Source organism: Amycolatopsis sp. NPDC043887 (assembly GCF_056435665.1).
Window position 1 is genome coordinate 667326 of sequence record NZ_JBWKEB010000002.1, and the last position, 17819, is coordinate 685144.

17 protein-coding genes are annotated in these 17819 nt (G+C 68.3%); 6 read left to right on the forward strand and 11 right to left on the reverse strand.

Translation table 11 applies throughout. From position 1 onward, the window contains the following. Positions 1–3: 3 nt before the first annotated feature. From AC069H_RS08325 to AC069H_RS08340, 4 genes are read right to left on the reverse strand one after another with little or no spacing between them, the layout of a single operon-like run. Positions 4–804 (reverse strand): metalloregulator ArsR/SmtB family transcription factor, encoded by an 801-nt coding sequence (locus AC069H_RS08325; RefSeq protein WP_478231791.1) that lies wholly within the window; start codon positions 802–804, stop codon positions 4–6. Between the two features lie 33 nt (positions 805–837). Then, positions 838–1845, reverse strand: coding sequence for a methyltransferase (locus AC069H_RS08330; RefSeq protein ID WP_478231792.1), 1008 nt, complete (start codon positions 1843–1845; stop codon positions 838–840). Between the two features lie 32 nt (positions 1846–1877). Further along, entirely contained in the window at positions 1878–2465 is a 588-nt protein-coding gene (locus AC069H_RS08335) for a short chain dehydrogenase (protein WP_478228630.1), read from the reverse strand. Between the two features lie 13 nt (positions 2466–2478). After that, positions 2479–3252: an aminotransferase class IV family protein gene (locus tag AC069H_RS08340; protein WP_478228629.1), complete on the reverse strand. Its 774-nt coding sequence runs from the start codon at positions 3250–3252 to the stop codon at positions 2479–2481. A gap of 54 nt (positions 3253–3306) precedes the next feature. On the opposite strand from AC069H_RS08340, the gene AC069H_RS08345 reads away from it, so the two are divergent. Continuing rightward, complete coding sequence (locus AC069H_RS08345; protein WP_478231793.1) at positions 3307–3816, forward strand: DinB family protein; 510 nt, start codon at positions 3307–3309, stop codon at positions 3814–3816. Here the strand turns inward: AC069H_RS08345 and dnaE are convergent. Further along, entirely contained in the window at positions 3788–7309 is a 3522-nt protein-coding gene (gene dnaE / locus AC069H_RS08350; protein ID WP_478231794.1) for a DNA polymerase III subunit alpha, read from the reverse strand. The two genes, AC069H_RS08345 and dnaE, sit on opposite strands and share 29 nt — an antisense overlap. A 120-nt stretch (positions 7310–7429) precedes the next feature. On the opposite strand from dnaE, the gene AC069H_RS08355 reads away from it, so the two are divergent. Then, the gene (locus AC069H_RS08355) at positions 7430–8365 is read left to right on the forward strand and encodes a LysR family transcriptional regulator (RefSeq protein WP_478231795.1); all 936 of its coding nucleotides are present in this window, start codon (positions 7430–7432) and stop codon (positions 8363–8365) included. Positions 8366–8440: 75 nt separating this feature from the next. Here AC069H_RS08355 and AC069H_RS08360 read toward each other — a convergent pair whose 3' ends face one another. Further along, positions 8441–9400: a glycoside hydrolase family 25 protein gene (locus AC069H_RS08360; protein WP_478231796.1), complete on the reverse strand. Its 960-nt coding sequence runs from the start codon at positions 9398–9400 to the stop codon at positions 8441–8443. A 130-nt stretch (positions 9401–9530) separates the two neighbouring features. Here AC069H_RS08360 and AC069H_RS08365 point away from each other — a divergent pair, with 130 nt between their 5' ends. The 4 genes from AC069H_RS08365 to AC069H_RS08380 all read left to right on the forward strand — a co-directional run bounded on the left by AC069H_RS08365 (position 9531) and on the right by AC069H_RS08380 (position 14143). After that, complete coding sequence (locus AC069H_RS08365; protein WP_034308775.1) at positions 9531–9713, forward strand: hypothetical protein; 183 nt, start codon at positions 9531–9533, stop codon at positions 9711–9713. A 201-nt stretch (positions 9714–9914) separates the two neighbouring features. Then, a complete protein-coding gene (locus tag AC069H_RS08370; RefSeq protein ID WP_340683692.1) occupies positions 9915–10460 on the forward strand; it encodes a hypothetical protein in 546 nt (181 codons plus the stop codon). A gap of 27 nt (positions 10461–10487) precedes the next feature. Next, entirely contained in the window at positions 10488–10964 is a 477-nt protein-coding gene (gene bcp, locus AC069H_RS08375) for a thioredoxin-dependent thiol peroxidase (RefSeq protein ID WP_478228623.1), read from the forward strand. Positions 10965–10966: 2 nt separating this feature from the next. Next, a complete protein-coding gene (locus tag AC069H_RS08380; protein WP_478231797.1) occupies positions 10967–14143 on the forward strand; it encodes an NACHT domain-containing protein in 3177 nt (1058 codons plus the stop codon). Between the two features lie 3 nt (positions 14144–14146). On the opposite strand, the gene rdgB is transcribed toward AC069H_RS08380, so the two are convergent. The 5 genes from rdgB to AC069H_RS08405 are packed head-to-tail and all read right to left on the reverse strand — an operon-like array spanning position 14147 to position 17814. Continuing rightward, on the reverse strand, positions 14147–14752 hold the full coding sequence (gene rdgB / locus AC069H_RS08385) for an RdgB/HAM1 family non-canonical purine NTP pyrophosphatase (protein ID WP_125734467.1): 606 nt from the start codon (positions 14750–14752) through the stop codon (positions 14147–14149). Beyond that, complete coding sequence (rph, locus tag AC069H_RS08390; RefSeq protein WP_125673747.1) at positions 14749–15525, reverse strand: ribonuclease PH; 777 nt, start codon at positions 15523–15525, stop codon at positions 14749–14751. The genes rdgB and rph overlap by 4 nt, the downstream gene beginning before the upstream one ends. Positions 15526–15548: 23 nt before the next feature. Then, positions 15549–16316 (reverse strand): MBL fold metallo-hydrolase, encoded by a 768-nt coding sequence (locus AC069H_RS08395; protein ID WP_478231798.1) that lies wholly within the window; start codon positions 16314–16316, stop codon positions 15549–15551. Positions 16317–16345: 29 nt separating this feature from the next. Further along, positions 16346–17152 (reverse strand): glutamate racemase, encoded by an 807-nt coding sequence (gene murI, locus AC069H_RS08400; RefSeq protein WP_340683698.1) that lies wholly within the window; start codon positions 17150–17152, stop codon positions 16346–16348. Continuing rightward, complete coding sequence (locus AC069H_RS08405) at positions 17149–17814, reverse strand: rhomboid family intramembrane serine protease (protein WP_478228619.1); 666 nt, start codon at positions 17812–17814, stop codon at positions 17149–17151. Before AC069H_RS08405 ends, murI begins: the two co-directional genes overlap by 4 nt. Positions 17815–17819: the final 5 nt, after the last annotated feature.

Consider the following 17819-nt stretch of genomic DNA (forward strand, 5'->3'; position numbering starts at 1 on the left):
CGTTCAGTCCTTTTCGTGAGTGAGCCGAGCTGCGAGGTTGTCGAGCACCTGACCCCAGCCGGTTTCGATCCCGGCGATGAAGGGGACCGCCTCGACGGTCGTTTCGGTGATGCGCAGATCGAGCCGGAGCCGGGTCCCGCCCGGCGCCTCGGTGAACTTCAGGTCGTAGTGACCGGTGAAGAAGACGTCCCCCTTGGCGTCCAGTACCGAGAGGTCGAATTCGAGGTGTTCGGGTTCGGTCGCGGCGCGGACCTCGCCCGCGGAGCGGTATCGCCCTTCCGCGTCGCGGTAGTCGAGCACGGCCCGGCCCCCGGCCCGCGGCTCGATGACGCAGTCGGTGACGGTCATCGAAGGCGGCGCCCACCAGGACGCGAGCAGCGCGGGCTCGGTCCAATGCCGCCAGACTGCGTCCGGCGAAGCGGCGAGCAGACGGTCGAACGAGAACGCCCGCCCGTCCGCCCACCGGTCCTGCTTCGCGGAGACGGCGTCCGCGGAGATCGCGTCCTGATAGCGCGTGAGGACATCTCGCTCGCCCTCGTTCGCCTCGATGGTCGCGATCAGCGCCCGCAGCCGCCCTTCGAATTCCTTCAGCGGGCCCGCTTCGGCCGCATAGACCCGACGCTGGCCCAGCGGGAAAACCGTCACGAGGCCGGCGCGGGCGAGGGTCTGCAGGTGCTTGGTGGTCTGCGGCTGCCGCAGGCCGGTCAGCTCGGCGAGCTCACCGACGGACCGGGGCCGCTCGGCGAGAAGCTCGACGATGCGCCGCCTCGCCCCGTCTCCCAGTGCTGCTGCGATCGGCTCCATGCCCAGAAGTATTCACTCATTCGAATATTCTTGTCAAGGAATATCTTCGCGATGGAACTCCAGCAGACTTCGCTCCTCGGTCAGCGTGGTGATGGAGTCGAAGACCAGTCCGTGCGCGGCGGCGAGCTCGCGAAGTTCGTCGAGGCGCCGCTCGCGGCCGCCGTAGAGCACGAGCATCACCAGGTCCCACTCGGTCTGCGCCCCGATCCCGCCGACCGCCTCGATGACGAGGACCCGGCCTCCGGGCTCGGCCGCCTCGGCACAGCGGGCCAGGATGTGCTGGGCGTGCTCGTCGTCCCAGTCGTGGAGGATGTCGGAGAGCAGGTAGGCGTCCGCGCCGGCCGGGAGCGGGTCGAAGAAGCTGCCCGCGGTGACCTCGACGCGGTCTTCGAGGCCCTGCGCGAGCAGTTCCTGTTCCGCGGCCGCGGCGGTCGGCGCGAGGTCGACGAGATGGCCGCGCATCGAGGGGTTGGCCTTCAGGATCGCGGCCAGCAGGCTGCCGTGGCCTCCGCCGACGTCGACGAGCGTGCCGAACCGTGACCAGTCGAACCCGGAGACGAGCCTCGGCACCTGCGTCAGGAACCGCTGGGTCATCTGCCGGTCGAACGTCTCCCGGAGCTGGGGCTGCTCGGCGAGATCGGTCCAGAAGTCCTTGCCGTAGCGGCGGACGTACCCCGCCTGGCCGGTGGCTACGCTGTGCGCGAGTTCGATGAACGCCAGCTCGCCCCGCCCGCCGGCGGCGTTCATGTCCAGGAGCCCGGCCAGACCGTTCCCGGCGTCGGCGCGGAGTTTCGCTCCGTAGTCGGTGGTGCGGTAGCCGGTCGGAGTCGCCTCGACGACGCCGAGGGTCGCGAGATGTCCGAGCAACAGGCCGAGGGCGAGCGGAGATTGGCCCAGCTCCGCCGCCAGCTCGTCGACGGCCGCGCCGTGCTCGGACAACCGGTCCGGTAGTCCCAAGGTCACGGCGACCCGCAGCGCCATCGGCGTCGCGAGCCCGGCCAGCCGGAGGAATTCCTGTCTGTCCTTGTCATGGATCGTCACGACTGTCCACTGTGGCAGCGGGGTCAAGCGACTTACGGCACCAACGTGCGTCCGGTGAGGTCCCCGTTCTCCACGGCCTCGACGTAGCTCCGCGCGACGTCGGCCGCCGGGGTGCCGCCATCCTGTTCGCCGAGTGCGGCGAGGGTTTCGCTCACCCAGCCGGGACTGACGGCGTTGACCCGGAGGTCGCGCGGCAGTTCGCGCGCAGCCGCGGCGACGAACGCTTCGAGACCGGCGTTGGTCAGGACGCCGAAAGCGCTGCCACGCAACGTCTCCGGGATCCGGCCTGCGGTCAAGGTGATCGAGCCGCCGTCCGGCAGACGCGGGATCGCGCGCCGCAGCAGGAACACCTGCCCGAGCAGTTTTCCTTGCAGCCCTTGGGTGAACTCTTCGTCGGTGCCGTCGTCGACCGGCACCAGCGAGCCGCTCCCCGCACAGCACACGACGTGCTCGATCCCCGGCTCGGCGCCGAAGAGCGCGTCGAACGTGGCGGGCTGCTCGACGTCCACCTTGATCTCACTGGAGCGGGACGCGGGGAGCACGGTGTGGCCGCGCGCGGTGAGCGCTTCGGTGACCGCGGTCCCGATCGTCCCGGTGGCACCGACCACGAGGATCTTCATCGGCGTCTTCCCTTCAAGGTCGCGTGAGAGGTTCGGATTCGTAAGCCTGGTGCAGTGCCGCGACGAACGCCGGGGCGGAGGGCAGCGGCGCCGCGCCGATCCGGCGCACCGCGATCCCCGGCGTCCACGAGTTCATGACCACCGCGCCCGCGAGCGCCGGCAGGCCGGCGATCGTGACCTCCTGGACCCGTTGCGGCACGCCGAGTGCGCCCAGCCGCCGCTGGACGATGCCCATCGTCGTTCCCCGTAGCAGGCCGGCGTCGGGCCACACCACCGTATCGCCGTCCCAGAACGCGAGGTTCCAGATCGTCGCCTCGCTCAGCCTTCCCCGGCGGTCGACGAACGCCGCGTCGTCGAACCCTTCGCCGATGGCCTGCCGCCGGAAGTACGTCTTCGCCATCTCGCCGGTGTGCTTGATGGACGGGAGGACGCGCTCGTGGCCGACGGCCGTCAGCGCCAGCGGCCCCGCCGGACCGGACGCCGGCGGCCGGGTGCGCACCAGGACTTCGAGCTCCCCGGGCTGGTGGATCGTCACGGTGAGGGAGACATCGGCTGGGCCGGGCTCCAGCGCCTCGCGCACGTACGAACGGATCCGGTCGTCGGGCAGGGCGTCGCCGAACAGCTCCAGCGAGGCGGTCCGGAGCCGGTCCAAATGCAGGTCGAGACCGCGCACGCGGCCGTCACGCACCTGCATGGCCGTGAAGTGCGCGAAACCGGCGAAGGCGAGCTGCGCCAGCTCTTCGGCGGTCGCCGTCCGGCCGTTCAGCCGCGCGACATGAGTAGTCATGCCCGCACGGTAAACCGGTTGCGGCCGCCCTGTCCCGGAGGAAGGATCCCGCGGGTGTCCGCATCGCGTACCGAACTGTCGCGCTGGCAGTTCGATCTGACCTGGTCGTTGTTCGAATACCACCTCGCCGACCTCGAACCGGCGGACTTCCGTTGGGAGCCGTCGGCGCTTTGCTGGACGATCCGGCCGGACGGCACTCCCGACTGGGCCGACACCGAACCCGACCCCATCCCGGTCCCCACGATCGCCTGGCTCACCTGGCATATCGGCTGGTGGTGGAGTGTCACGCTGGATCACGCGAACGGGCGGACTCCGCGCGAGCGCGAGGAGATCACCTGGCCCGGTGAAGAATCCACCGTCGAATGGCTGCGCGGGCTTCACGAAGAATGGCTGGCCGTCTTGGATCGCTTGACCGACGCCGATCTCGACGCGCCCTCCGCCTATCCGTGGGGCGAGGAGGCCGGGCTGACCTTCGCCCACACAGTCGCCTGGGTGAACTCCGAACTGATGAAGAACGTGTCGGAGATCGGACAGCTCAGGTTGCTGCGGCGCAGCTCGGTGTGATGCCGGGGATGGACTTCAGCTCGCCAAGGAGCATCGAACTGACGGCGACCGGGTAGTCGTCGAGGGCGTACACCGTCTCGGAGAGTTTCACCCGGACCGGTGTTCGTCCTTTGTGCGCCAGCAAAGTCCGCTTCAGTTCGAGGACCGCGTCCTCGGTCAGTCGCTGGGCGGTCGCGTGCAGGGTCAGCGGCGGTTCCCCATCCTCCGCCGCGGAAAGATCGAGCGGCACGAGACCGCCGCCGAACACGGACATCTTGTCCTCCCGCCAGTTCACCCGCCCGCTGACGCGGACGGCGTTGTCCTCGGCGAGATCCGCCGCGAACAGCGCATACGCCTTGGGAAAGAACAGCACTTCGAGCGCCGCGTCGAGGTCCTCGATCGTGCAGATCGCCCACGGCTCGCCCTTCTTGTTCACCCGCCGCTCCAGCGACGTGATGAGCCCGGCGACGACCAGTTCCCCCTCGCGCGGCGGGTTGTCGAGGATCGCCGCGATCGGCCGGGGCGCGTGACCGCGCAGCACGCGTTCCGCCCCGTCGAGCGGATGCGCGGACACGTACAGGCCGAGCATTTCCCGTTCGTGCGCGAGCAGTTCCTTACGCGGCCACTCCTCGACGCCGAGCTTGAGGTGCGCGAGCGGCGAGGTGCCCTCGTCGCTCTCCTCGCCCGGGCCGAAGAGGTCGAACTGGCCCATCGCCTGCTTGCGCTTCAACGGCACCACGGCGTCCACCGCGTCCTCGTGCACCCGCTGGATCGAGAGCCGCGTATGCCCCAGCGAGTCGAACGCGCCGGCCTTGGCCAGGGATTCGATGACGCGTTTGTTGCAGGCCACCAGTTCCGACTTGTCGAGGAAGTCGGTGAACGACGCGTACTTCCCCTTCTCCCGCCGGGTCCTGATGATCGAGTCGACGACGTTCGCGCCGACGTTGCGCACCGCGCCCAGCCCGAACCGGATCGCGCCCCCCACCGCGGAGAACCGGAGCCCCGATTCGTTGACGTCCGGCGGCAGCACCTTGATCCCCAGCCGACGGCATTCCGACAGGTAGACCGCCGACTTGTCCTTGTTGTCCCCCACCGAAGTCAGCAACCCCGCCATGTACTCGGCCGGGTAGTTCGCCTTCAGATGAGCGGTCCAGTAGCCGACCAGGCCGTAGCCGGCGGCGTGGGACTTGTTGAACGCGTAGCCGGCGAACGGCAGGATCGCGTCCCAGAGTGCCTGCACGGCCTCGCGCGAGAAGCCGTTGGCGACCATGCCATCGCGGAAACCCTCGAACTCCTTCTCCAGTACCTCTTTCTTCTTCTTGCCCATCGCCTTGCGCAGCACGTCGGCCCGGCCCATGGAATATCCCGCGACGTCACGCGCGATCCGCATGATCTGTTCCTGGTACACGATCAGGCCGTGCGTCTCGGCCAGGATCTCGCGCAGCGGCCCGGCCAGTTCGGGATGGATCGACTCGATCGGCTGCCTGCCGTTCTTGCGGTCCGCGTAGTTGTTGTGCGTGTTCATCGCGATCGGACCCGGCCGGTACAACGCGTTCACCGCGATGATGTCGCCGAAACCGGTCGGCCTCAGCCTGCGCAGCAGATCCCGCATCGCGCCGCCGTCGAGCTGGAAGACGCCGAGACTGTCGCCGCGGGCGAGCAGTTCGTAGGTCGCCGGATCGTCGACGCCGAGCGTGTCGAGATCGATCTCCTCGCCGCGATTGGCCTTGATGTTGTCGAGCGCGTCGCCGATGACGGTGAGGTTCCGCAGGCCGAGGAAGTCCATCTTCAGCAGGCCGATGGCCTCGCACGACGGGTAGTCCCAGCCGGTGATGACCGCGCCGTCGTCCCGCCGCCACAACGGGATCGCGTCGAGCAGCGGTTCACTCGACATGATGACGGCGCAGGCGTGGACGCCGGCGTTGCGGATCAGGCCTTCGAGCCCGCGCGCGGTCTCGAAGATCTTGGCCGCCTCGCCGTCGCCTTCCAGCAGCGCGCGGACCTCCGCCGCCTCGGCGTACCGCTCGTGGTCCGGCTCGACGATCCCGGCGAGCGGGATGTCCTTCGCCGCGACGGGCGGCGGGAGCGCTTTGGAGATCCGGTCCGCGATCGCATACCCACTCTGTCCATAGTGGACACGAGCGGAGTCCTTGATGGCCGCCTTCGTCTTGATGGCGCCGAAGGTGATCACCTGGGCGACGTGCTCGGCACCGTACTTTTCGGTGGCGTACCTGATCATCTCGCCGCGACGCCGGTCGTCGAAGTCCATGTCGATATCCGGCATGGAGACCCGCTCGGGATTGAGGAACCGCTCGAAGAGCAGCCCGAGGTCGATCGGGTCCAGATTGGTGATGCCGAGCGCGTACGCCACGAGCGAGCCCGCCGCCGAACCGCGGCCGGGCCCGACCCGGATCCCGACGCGGCGGGCGTGGTTCATCAGGTCGGCGGTGATCAGGAAGTACGCCGGGAAACCCTTGTCGGCGATCACACCGATCTCGAAGTCGGCGCGGGCGAGGTACGCCTCCGGGACACCGTCCGGCAGACGGCGGCGAAGCCCGGCCGCGACCTCCTCGCGCAGCCAGGACTCCTCGTCGTGTCCGTCGGGAACCTCGAAGACCGGCATGCGGTCGACGTGCCGGTAGACGTCGTCGTAGGGCTGGATCCGTTCGGCGATGAGCAGCGTGGAATCCGCCGCTCCCGGCACTTCCGTGTCCCAGTACTCCCGCATCTCCTCCGCGGATTTGAGGTAGTAGCCGTCGCCGTCGAACTTGAACCGGCCGGGATCGTCGAGGGTCTTGCCGGACTGGACGCACAGCAACGCCGAATGCGCGGACGCCTGACCCCGCGTGACGTAATGCGAATCGTTGGTGGCCAAGGGTTTCAGCCCGAGTCTGCGCCCGATGTCCAGCAGCCCGTCCCGCACGGACCGCTCGATCGGGAGCCCGTGGTCCATCAACTCGAGGAAGAAGTCGTCCGCGCCGAAGATGTCGCGGTAGTCCGACGCCGCCTGGATCGCCTCGCCGGGCTGCCCGAGCCGGAGCCTGGTCTGCACCTCGCCGGACGGGCATCCAGTGGTGGCGATGACGCCTTCGTGATGCCGGGCGAGGAGTTCCCGGTCCATCCGGGGTTTGCGGTAGTAGCCCTCCAGGCTGGCCAGCGAGGACAGCTTGAACAGGTTCCGCAACCCGGTCGCGTTCTCCGCAAGCATGGTCATATGCGTGTAGGCGCCACCACCGGAGACGTCGCCGCCGTCGCCACGCCGTCCCCAGAACACCGGTTTCCTGTGGAAACGGGACTCGGGCGCGACGTAGGCCTCGATGCCGATCACCGGTTTGAGCCCCGCCTGGACGGACTGCCGGTAGAACTCGTCCGCGCCGTACATGTTCCCGTGGTCGGTCATGCCCACCGCGGGCATGCCGAGCCGCTGGGCCTCCGCGAACAGGGGCGCGATCTTGGCCGCGCCGTCGAGCATCGAGTACTCGGTATGAACGTGCAGGTGCACGAAGGAGTCCACCGGCCACTCCCCACGGTTGTACGATTCCGGTCCGACGCGGCGATTGGACCCAAGCGTCGCCGGTGTTGTCCAACAAGCGACACGCGACCAGCGACAACCAGAAGTTGTAGGGAGTGCACAATGGAGCTGGACCTGGGCGCGGTGCGCGCGTTCGTCGCGGTGGCCGATGACCGGTACTTCGGCGAGGCGGCGATCCGGCTGGAGGTCAGCCAGCAGGCGATCTCCAAACGCGTCGCGAAACTCGAGTCGGATCTCGGCGTACGACTGCTGTCGCGGACGCGCGGCGGGGCCGAGCCGACCGAAGACGGTGAGGAGTTCCTCAAGCACGCCCGTACGTTGATCAGCCTCGCGGACCAGGCCGTCGAGCGCCTCCACGGCAGGCGGCGGGCGCTGCGCGTCGACGTCCTCGGCACGCGGCTGGCGACCATGGAGGTCATCCGGGCCTTCCACGCCGACCACGACGACGAACTGGAGCTCGTCACGCCCGGGCTGGGCGCGCTGCGCCGGTCCCTGCTGCCCGAGTCCGTCGATGCCGCCTTCGCCCGCGTCAGCACCGTGCCGTCCCCGGGGATCGGCCGCACGCCCGCCTACCTGGAACCGGCGAACCTGTTGGTCGGACGGCGGCATCCGCTCGCACGTCGGCGCCGGGTCGCGATGGCGGAACTCGACGGCCTGACGGCGTGGATGCCCTACAACGCACGGGCCAGCGAATGGGCGGAGTTCTGGCAGGAACTGTGCCCGGAGTTCGGCATCCTGGTCGACACCGACGGCCCGAACTTCGGGCTCGAACACCACATCGAGGTGCTGAGCGAGTCGAAGGACAGGCTGGGTTTCGTCGGCGCGAAGATGCACGTGCCCTGGCATCCGGACGTCGTCCAGATCCCGCTCGTCGACCCGACGCCGGTGTACCCGTTCTCCCTGCTGTGGCGGCACGAGAACCGGCACCCCACGCTGCGGCTGCTGATCGAGCACGTCCGCTCCGCTTACCGGCCCTTCGATCCGGAGCGGCACTGGCTCCCGGCGTCGGATCGGGAGGCCATGAGCGCGGATCAGTGAGGGCGGCCGGAAGTCCGTGAAGGCCTCCTTCCCTACCCTCAAGGTAGTGAAGGAGGCCTTCACGGACTTCCGGGCTCAGCCGACGATGTCGATCTCGAAGTCCACGGCCGAGCTGTACTCGAAGTCGGCCCAGACCGCGCCCGGCAGGTGGTAGCGCCGGTGCGAAGCGGTCTTCGGGTCGAATCCGGGTATCTGCGTGGGATTCCCGCCGACACCGACCTTGTCGCTGCCCCAGGCGTAGATGTTGCCCTGCCACACGGGCGCTTCGGAGATGCCGTCGCCGTCGATACGCGGCCGCACGATGATCGCGGCCGTTTCGCTGCCCGAAAGCAGCAGCCGCACCGACGTGGTGTCTTTGCTGGCGGGAATGGTCCTGCGTTCCATGAGTTCTGTCGTCGCCTTCCGTTTCGGGGCGGCGCCGCCGCCGGTCAAGTGGGCGTTCGTGTAGGACTCGTTGAGGTCGACACTGCTCGCGCGGATGCCGGGGATCTGACCGGCGTCCGAGTACTGGTGCACGTCGTAGCGGCCCGCCGCGGCATCGGGTCTGGCGCCGTAGCGCGCGATCCAGATGACGAGGTCCCGTACGCCGAACTGGTCGGGGCGCAGCATCTTGGCGAGTGAGTTGTTCATGTAGATCCCGGGGCGGAACCCGTGTCCCGCCACGCGGTCGCAGAACCTGATCGAGAAGTCGCGCTTGCGCCCGTCGGGGATGTTCGGTGCCCCCGAACCCGGCGGGTTGTCCTCTAGGTCGAGCATCGGGACGCAGCCGGTCGCCCCGAGCCGCCGGACCTCCGCGATGAACACGTCGGCCTGCGCCTCGGGCGAGGGGCTCGCCTGAGCGTAGTGATAGCCGCCCACCGGGATTCCCACGGATCTCGCGCCCGCCACCAGCGCGTCGCCGGTGTTGCGCCCGCCGTTCGGCAGGCCACCGCCGTCGGTGAGCTTGACGAAGACGAAGGTCACGCCGTGATCCTTGACAGCCTGCCAATTGGTAACGGATTGAAAGCGACTGTAGATATCTATTCCCAGCGCCATTGTTACAGCCTGACGGGTGAACCAGTTGGACAAAAGGGCCTAGTGGGCGATAGCTGGTATGCCCCGATTCGCCCTTTTGGGCGGGCCCTCCCTGGCTGACGCGGCTCATCCATACCCGTACTGTGACGACATGGCGTCTCGAAGCCCCATTCGCTGGCTGACCCGATGGGCCGACTGGTTCGAAGAGCGCGGCGTCTACGTCCCGGGCGAAGAAAGCCGGGCGGTCGATCCGATGCGCGATTTCGGCTGGCTGATCGTGGCTTGGGTGTCCGGACTGGCGATCTTCATCCTGTTCTTCGCCTTCGCCGTCTGACCCCTCGGCGATGTGCCACCGAGGTGACGACTGTCACTAGTCGTGTCCTTCCGGTCACGGATCGGCCACGGCTGTACACCAGGTGCGCGTCAACCCGGCCTCGCCGCTCCTCTCGGCTCCGGAAGACCGTCACTCTGGACTCTTCGGCACTAATACCTACCTCGAACGGCCCACCCGCACCGCCGACTGGAGTAACCCCACATGGCGCCCCCGCGCACCCCGAAGCTCTTGATCGCCGCCTGCTCGTTGCTGCTGGCGGCCGCGTGCGGGGTTCCGGCACCGGAAAAAGGGGCCGCCGTACTCGGCGCGGACACTCCGGCGCAGGGCCTGGCCGCGACGCACGCGGAAGGCGACCTCGCCTTCGGCGCCCCGCACCGGTTCGCGACCGGGGTCACGATCTCCGTTTCCGCGCCGAAAGCGTTCCGTCCCAGCGCGTCCGCGTACCCGCAGAGCCCGCGCGCGGTGGCCTTCGGCATCGAGGTGACGAACGCGGGCGAGGGCACCTACCGGCTCTCCGGCCTGTCCGTCACGGGCGAGGTCGACGGAGAGACCGCCGCGGTCAAACAGGTCGTCGACCCCGTGCAGGGGTACAACGGCATCGCGGACGCGGGCAAGGACGTGGCGCCCGGCCGGTCGGTCCAGCTCAACCTCGCCTTCGCCGTTCCGGACAGGCCGGTGAGGCTGCGCCTTCAGGTGCGGCCCAGCCCTTCGGAGCCTGTCGCCGCGAAGTACTGCGGAAAGGTCTGACGCCGCCGATTCGCTACCGTGTGCGTCATGACCGAGCAGCGACTTTCCCCCGGCGACAAAGCGCCCGACTTCACCCTCCCCGACAGTGAGGGCAACGACGTCAAGCTCAGCGACTTCCGCGGCAATTCGGTCGTCGTGTACTTCTACCCGAACGCCGGCACGCCGGGCTGCACGAAGCAGGCATGCGACTTCCGGGACAGCCTCGCGCAACTAAACGACGCCGGCTACCAGGTGCTCGGCATCTCGCCCGACAAGCCCGCGAAGCTCGCGAAGTTCGTCGAGGCGGAGGGGCTGACCTTCCCGCTGCTGTCCGACACGGAGAAGACCGTCCTCAAGGCGTACAGCGCCTTCGGCGAGAAGAAGAACTACGGCAGGGTCTACGAAGGCGTCATCCGCTCGACGTTCGTCGTCGACCCCGAGGGCAAGATCGCCGTGGCGCAGTACAACGTGCGCGCGACCGGCCACGTCGCGAAGCTGCTGCGGGACCTCTCCCTGGCGTCCTGACGATGACGGGGCTGGAGGGACCCGCACTCAAACTGGGCGGCAGTATCGCCACGCACGCGGCGAAGTCGTGGCTGCAACGACGGCGGAAGAAGACCGAACGCGAGTCCAGCCTCGCCGAACTGGCGGCGGACGAACTCAAAGGGCCGCTGGAAAAACGCAAGCTCGAGAATCTGGTGGAGACGATCGGCCTCCAAGTGGCCGAAGAGCTGAAACCGGTCCTCGTCGCACGGTTCTCGACGCTGCCCGAGAACGAGATCGCCGCGGCGTTCCTCGCGGTCGAGGACACGCTCGGCAAGGTCGATCTCTCCGATGAAGCCCTCCTGGCGGACGACGCCGACCCGGAACTCCTGGCCCGGCGCGTCCGCGAACAGTTTCCCGCTCGCTCGGCCCTGCTCGCCGGGCGGGCGGCGGATCTGTACGAGCTGGTACTGGATCAGTCTTGCCGCCACCTGGTGATGGTGGTGCGGCACCTGCCATCGTTCCAGCCGACGACGCTCGCCGAGATCTTGGGACGGCTGACCCGACAATCGGACCAGCTGGACCAACTCCTCGCGCGGATCCCGAAGACGAGCCTCACCGCTCCCGCGGGAACCGACCACGACGCGGAGTTCAGGGCGGAGTACCTGAGCCTGCTCTCCCGGAAACTGGACAGGCTCGACCTGCTCGGGCTGACCAAAGACGACCAGCCGACATTGCCGCTGACGGTCGCTTACCTCAGCCTTTCCGTGTCTTCGGAAAGCTCGCGCGGCGACGACCGGCCGAAAGACTGGTTCGAGAAACACCCCGCCCGCCGCGACGGGACGACCATGCGGGCGGAAAGCGCGATCGGTGAGGAGCATCGGACACTGGTCCGAGGCGAAGCGGGTTCCGGCAAGACCACTCTGCTGAACTGGCTCGCGATCAGTGCGGCGGGCGGCCGGTTCACCGGGAAACTGTCGTCGTGGAACGGATTCGTCCCGTTCCCGATCCGGCTGCGGAGCTTCGCCTCCGGCGATCTCCCCGGCGCCGAACACTTCGTGGCTCACGCCGCCGCCACGCTCGCCGGACGGGCGCCCGCGAACTGGGCGGACCGTGTGCTGCGAAGCGGCAAGGCGATGATCCTGGTCGACGGCGTCGACGAGGTCGAACCTCCCCGCCGCCGCAAGGTCAAGGACTGGCTCCACGAACTCGGGCTGACCTACCCTGAAGCACGTTTCGTCGTCACTTCCCGGAGCGCGGCGGCCGACCAGCGGTGGCTGTACCAGGAAGGCTTCGGTTCCGTTCTGCTGGAACCGATGAGCGCGACCGACATCCACGCGCTCGTCGACAAATGGCACGAGGCCGCGGTTTCCGTACGCCCAGAAGAGGAACTCGACGATGCCCGGCGGCGGCTGCTGAATCAGCTGAACAACCGCCCGCATCTGCGCACGCTGGCGTCGAGCCCGCTGCTCTGCTCGATGCTGTGCGCGTTGAACTGGGCGCACCGTTCGGAACTGCCGCGTGACCGGATGGACCTGTACCGCAAGGCGTTGTCGATGCTGCTGCACCTGCGCGACACCGCGCGCAGCATCACCGTCCTGCTCACCGAGCAGCAGAAACAGATCCTTCTCGGGCATCTCGCCTGGCGGCTCACTTCCAGTGGCAAGGTCGAACTGCCGAAGGACGAAGTCCTGGAGCACATCGCCTATCGGCTGCGCTGGATTCCGCACGTCGACCACGGCGCCGAAGAAGTACTGAACCATCTCCTCGAACGCAGCGGTGTGCTGCGGGAGCCGGTGAGCGGCCGGGTGGACTTCGTGCACCGGACCTTCCAGGAGTTCCTCGCCGCGAGCGAAGCCACCGAGGCGCGTTATCTGGACACTCTGATCGCGAACGCGCATCGGGACACCTGGCGAGAGACCGTGATCATGGCCTGCGGTCACGCCAAACACCATCAGGCCGACAAGCTGCTGACCGAGATCCTCGACCGTGCCGACGCGGAACAGCAGCACACCCGTCGCTTGCGTCTGCTCGCGGCTGCCTGCCTGGAGACGGTCAGCAATGTCGATCCGGCCGTGATCGAACGGGTCGAACGGGTCATCCGGGAGCACCTCGTCCCGCCACGAGACGTTCGCGAAACTTCATCACTCGCGTCTGTGGGATCCCGGCTTTTGCGCTACCTACCGGAAACCACCGACGGGCTCAGTGAACCGGCCGCCGCCGCGACCGTCCGGGCGGCCACGCTCACCGCGGACGACGACGCTCTGCCGCTTCTGCGCAGCTACGCTCAGGACAGCCGGGAGAAGGTCCAACATCAGCTCAGTGAGGCTTGGCAATACTTCGACCCGGAACGCTTCGCCGATGAAGTGCTGGCCGATTCCCCTTTGCAGAACGGCAAGTTCGAAGTCAATGTCGGCAGGCTGGTGCCATACACGGGACGGCTTCGCCATCTCGACGCCTTGTCCGTCAGCCTCCCCCGTTCTGAAGAACTGCCCGATCTCAACCTGCTCTCGGGTGTGCCCGCTCTTCGGGTACTCGACCTGGACTTCTACGAAGACGCCACTGTGGACTTGACCCCGCTCGCCAACCATCCGGCGCTGACAGCTGTGAGCCTGCACTTTGCCAAGAAGTACACCGGTATCCAAGCTCTGAAAGCCCTGGCAGGACTCGAAGAGCTGACCCTCTTCCGGTCTTCGCCCTGGCGCGGCTTGGAAACACTCGGCCGTCTGACACAAGTACGGAGTCTGTCGCTTGATCACCTTCAGTCGGTCACCAGCCTCGAGGCTCTCACCTCAATAACCTCACTGGCCAGACTCGCTCTGTGGCAGTGTTCGCGGCGTGCGCTGACCACCACACCGCCGATGCCCGGAATCGCCAGCCTGAGACTGTTCAGCGGATTGAAGACCGGAATAACCGCACAGTTGATCGCCGAGACCTTTCCGTGCCTGACGTACCTCTGGGCATCCTCCTTCAACCTGACGGATTTGACTCCGCTGGCCGACCTTCCATTGACTACGCTCGGTCTCTGGTCGTGCAAACTGAACGATCTCGGCCAACTCGCTTCGCATCCCACGCTGAAGAACATCTTGATCTACGCCGGCGCCGAGGGGGACACTGTGGACGTTCGACCACTGGCGGATCTCGACATCACTCTCACCGCATGGCCGGAATCCCGCATAATCGGACTCGACGAACTCGGCCCCAGCGTGAAGATCCTCTGACGGTCAGCCGGCCAGCTTCCGCAGCTCCCCCACCAACGCCCGCAACGCCTTCCCCCGGTGCGAAGCTTCGTCCTTTTCGGACGGTTCCAGCTCCGCGGAAGTCCGAGTCTCACCCTCGGGCACGAAGATCGGGTCGTACCCGAATCCGTTGGCACCACGACGTTCCCGGATCAGCGAGCCGCGCCATTCCCCGCGCACCACGGTTTCGTCACCACCGGGGACGACGAGCGCGGCCGCGCAGACGAAGGCGGCGCCCATGCGCTCGTCGGGGGTGTCGGACAGCTGTGCCAGCACGAGATCGAGGTTCGCCTCGTCGTCGCCGTGCTTTCCCGACCAGCGTGCCGAGAGCACGCCCGGCATGCCGTTGAGCGCGTCGACGGTGATGCCCGAATCGTCGGCGATGGCCGGAAGACCGGTCGCGGCGGCCGCGTCCTGGGCCTTCGCGAGCGCGTTGCCTTCGAAGTCCGGAGCGGTTTCGGGTGCTTCGGGGAACTCGGGGACGTCGGCGAGGCCGATGACCTCGACGCCCTCGATCCCTTCGGCGACCAGGATGCGCCGGAGTTCGCCGAGCTTCTTCGCGTTGCGGGTGGCGAGGAGCAGCTTGGTCACTTCGCGCCCTTCTTCTTGTCCGGACGCGGCTCGGGCAGTTCGCCGGGGTACGGCAACGCGAGCGCCTCGGTCTGCAACCGGGTCAGCTCCTCGCAGCCCGCGAGCGCCACGTCCAGCATGGTGTCCAAAGTGGACCGCGCGAAGGTGGCCCCCTCGCCGGTGCCCTGCACCTCGATCAGGGTGCCCGTGTCGGTGGCGACGACGTTCATGTCGACCTCCGCGCGCGAGTCCTCTTCGTAGGGCAGGTCGAGGCGCACCCGGCCGTCGACGACGCCGACGCTCACCGCGGCCACCGAAGACGAAAGGGGCTGCGGGTCGGCGAGGCGGCCAGCCGCGCCGAGCCAGGTGACAGCGTCGGCGAGCGCGACGTAGCCGCCGGTCACCGCGGCCGTGCGGGTGCCGCCGTCGGCCTGGATGACGTCGCAGTCGATGACGATCGTGTTCTCCCCCAGCGCCGCCAGGTCGATGCAGGCGCGCAGGGACCGGCCGATCAGCCGGGAGATCTCGTGGGTGCGGCCGCCGACGCGGCCCTTGATGGATTCGCGGTCGCTGCGGGTGTTGGTCGCCGACGGCAGCATCGCGTACTCGGCGGTGACCCAGCCGAGGCCGGAACCGGCCCGCCAGCGGGGGACGCCTTCGGTGACGCTCGCCGCGCACAGCACCCGGGTGTCGCCGAATTCGATCAACACCGAACCCGCGGGCCACCGCTGGAAGCCACGGGTGATCTTGATGTCGCGAAGCTGGTCGTCGTTCCTGCCGTCTTTTCTCGCCACGGCAGCCACTCTAGAACCCCGCGTCAGAGGTCGTAGACGGCGCCCTGCTCGACCAGCTCGGCCGCGGGGAACGCGACGGCCGCCTCGGCGAGGACCGCGTCGCGGTCGGTCCAGGGCGCGACGTGGGTGAGCAGCAGCCGCCCGACCCCGGCCTTGCGTCCCAGCTCCCCCGCTTCCTTGCCGGACAGGTGGACGCCGGCGGGCCGGTCGGGCGAGTCGGTCCACGACGCTTCGGACAGCAGGACGTCGACGCCGCCCGCGAGATCGGCCAGGGTGTCGCAGACGCCGGTGTCCCCGGTGTAGGCGAGGGTCTTGCCGCCGTGCGCGAACCGCAGGCCGAAGGCCGGGGTCGGATGGTCGACCGGGACCGCGGTGACCTCGAACGGCCCGATCTTCATGGGCTCGGCCCGCAGGACGTCGAAGGCGAAGACGTCCGAGAGATCGGTGGTCGCCCGCTCGTCCTCGTTCGCCGCGTACGCGTAGGTGAGCCGCTCCCGCACGTCCGACGGCCCGTACACCGGCAGCCGCCGCGGCCTAGCCGGGTACGGCAGCGCGGGGTGGTAGCGCCGCAGCACGGTGAGCGCGCTGACGTCGGCGCAGTGATCGGGGTGCAGGTGCGACAGGATCAGCGCGTCCAGTTCGAACGGGTCGCGCAGCGCCTGAAGCCTGGCGAGCGTCCCGTTGCCGAGTTCGAGCCCCAGGACGAACCCGTCCGCCTCGATCAGGTAGCCGGACGCGGCGGCGTTGGGCCCGGGGATGCTGCCGGAGCAGCCGAGGATCGTGAGACGCACTGTGACACCTTAAGCACGGAATCGGCGATTTAGGCGCTGGTGGGAGCCAGCACACCCGGAGCGAAGCCCATGAACCGCTGAGCGAGTCTGGTGAACGGCTCGGCGGATCCGGTGGCGACGAACTCGTGCCGCGGCGGGGTGTCGCGCTCGGCGAGGAGGTCGGCCTCGGTGAGGACGCGCACGAGGTCACGCGCGGTCTCCTCGGCGCTGGACACCAGCGTGACGTCCTGGCCCATGACGATCTGCAGCACCCCGGACAGCAACGGGTAGTGCGTGCAGCCCATGACCAGCGTGTCGACCTGCGCGTCCAGCAGTGGTTCGAGATAGCCCTGTGCGAGCCCGAGCACCTGGCGCCCGGTGGTGATCCCGCGTTCGACGAAGTCCACGAACCGCGGGCACGCGACGCTGGTGATCTCGACATCCTGCGCGGCGGTGAAGGCGTCGTCATAGGCGCGCGACCGCACGGTGCCCTCGGTGCCGATCACGCCGATGCGGCCGGAGCGCGTCGCGGACACGGCCCGGCGCGCGGCCGGGAGGACGACCTCGATCACAGGGACGTCGTAGCGCTCCCTCGCGTCGCGAAGGCAGGCGGCGGAGGCGGTGTTGCAGGCGATGACCAGTGCCTTCACCCCGCCTTCGACGATGTCGTCCAGCGCTTCCAGCGCGTACTGGCGCGCGGTGGCGATGGGTAGCGGACCGTACGGGTTGCGGGCGGTGTCGCCGACGTAGCGCAACTGCTCACCGGGCAGCTGTTCCAGGATCGCCCTGGCGACGGTGAGCCCGCCCACTCCGGAATCGAAGACGCCGATGGGGGCGTCGGCGCTCGGCTTGGTCACACGGCGAGGCTACCGGGACCGGTCGCTTTCCTGGCTTGGGACCTGTCCACCCGCGCCATCAACCAGGCCGCGAAGACCCCGGACAGCGCACCGAACAGGTGGCCTTGCCACGAGACGTTCGGATCACCCGGCAGCAGTCCCCAGAGCATCCCGCTCCAGATGCCGAGCAGCACCACGGCCACCAGGATCTGCCCGACAGCGCGGTTGAAAATGCCTCGGACCAGCAGGAACGCGAGCCAGCCGAAGGCGACGCCGGACGCTCCGACGGTCACCGTGCCGCCCGGCGAGATCAGCCAGACTCCGACGCCGGAGAGCACCCAGATGATCGCGGTGACCAGCACCCACCGGCCGATGCCCGCGGACATCGCGAGGAAGGCGAACACCAGCACCGGGACGGTGTTGGAGAACAGATGCCCCCAGCCCGCGTGCAGCAACGGCGCCCAGAGCACGCCGTCAAGCCCGGAGAGGTCACGGGCGAGGATGCCGCCCTGGTCGAGGTCGGCGGGCAGCACGACGTCGACCAGCTCGACCAGGTAGAGCAGCACGGTGAAGGCCAGTGCGACGATCGCCGCGGCCCTCGGGTTCGGCGGCAGGACGCGTTTGGCCGGATCCGTACCGGACGGCTCGCTCGCCGGGGCCGGCAGGGGAGGCAAAGTGGTCACCTCCA

Bases quoted from the DNA above. Each gene is read 5' to 3' on its own strand.
- AC069H_RS08325 (WP_478231791.1), bottom strand. From the start codon at position 804: ATGGAGCCGATCGCAGCAGCACTGGGAGACGGGGCGAGGCGGCGCATC.
- AC069H_RS08335 (WP_478228630.1), bottom strand. From the start codon at position 2,465: ATGAAGATCCTCGTGGTCGGTGCCACCGGGACGATCGGGACCGCGGTC.
- AC069H_RS08340 (WP_478228629.1), bottom strand. From the start codon at position 3,252: ATGACTACTCATGTCGCGCGGCTGAACGGCCGGACGGCGACCGCCGAA.
- AC069H_RS08355 (WP_478231795.1), top strand. From the start codon at position 7,430: ATGGAGCTGGACCTGGGCGCGGTGCGCGCGTTCGTCGCGGTGGCCGAT.
- AC069H_RS08360 (WP_478231796.1), bottom strand. From the start codon at position 9,400: ATGGCGCTGGGAATAGATATCTACAGTCGCTTTCAATCCGTTACCAAT.
- AC069H_RS08365 (WP_034308775.1), top strand. From the start codon at position 9,531: ATGGCGTCTCGAAGCCCCATTCGCTGGCTGACCCGATGGGCCGACTGG.
- AC069H_RS08370 (WP_340683692.1), top strand. From the start codon at position 9,915: ATGGCGCCCCCGCGCACCCCGAAGCTCTTGATCGCCGCCTGCTCGTTG.
- bcp (WP_478228623.1), top strand. From the start codon at position 10,488: ATGACCGAGCAGCGACTTTCCCCCGGCGACAAAGCGCCCGACTTCACC.
- AC069H_RS08380 (WP_478231797.1), top strand. From the start codon at position 10,967: ATGACGGGGCTGGAGGGACCCGCACTCAAACTGGGCGGCAGTATCGCC.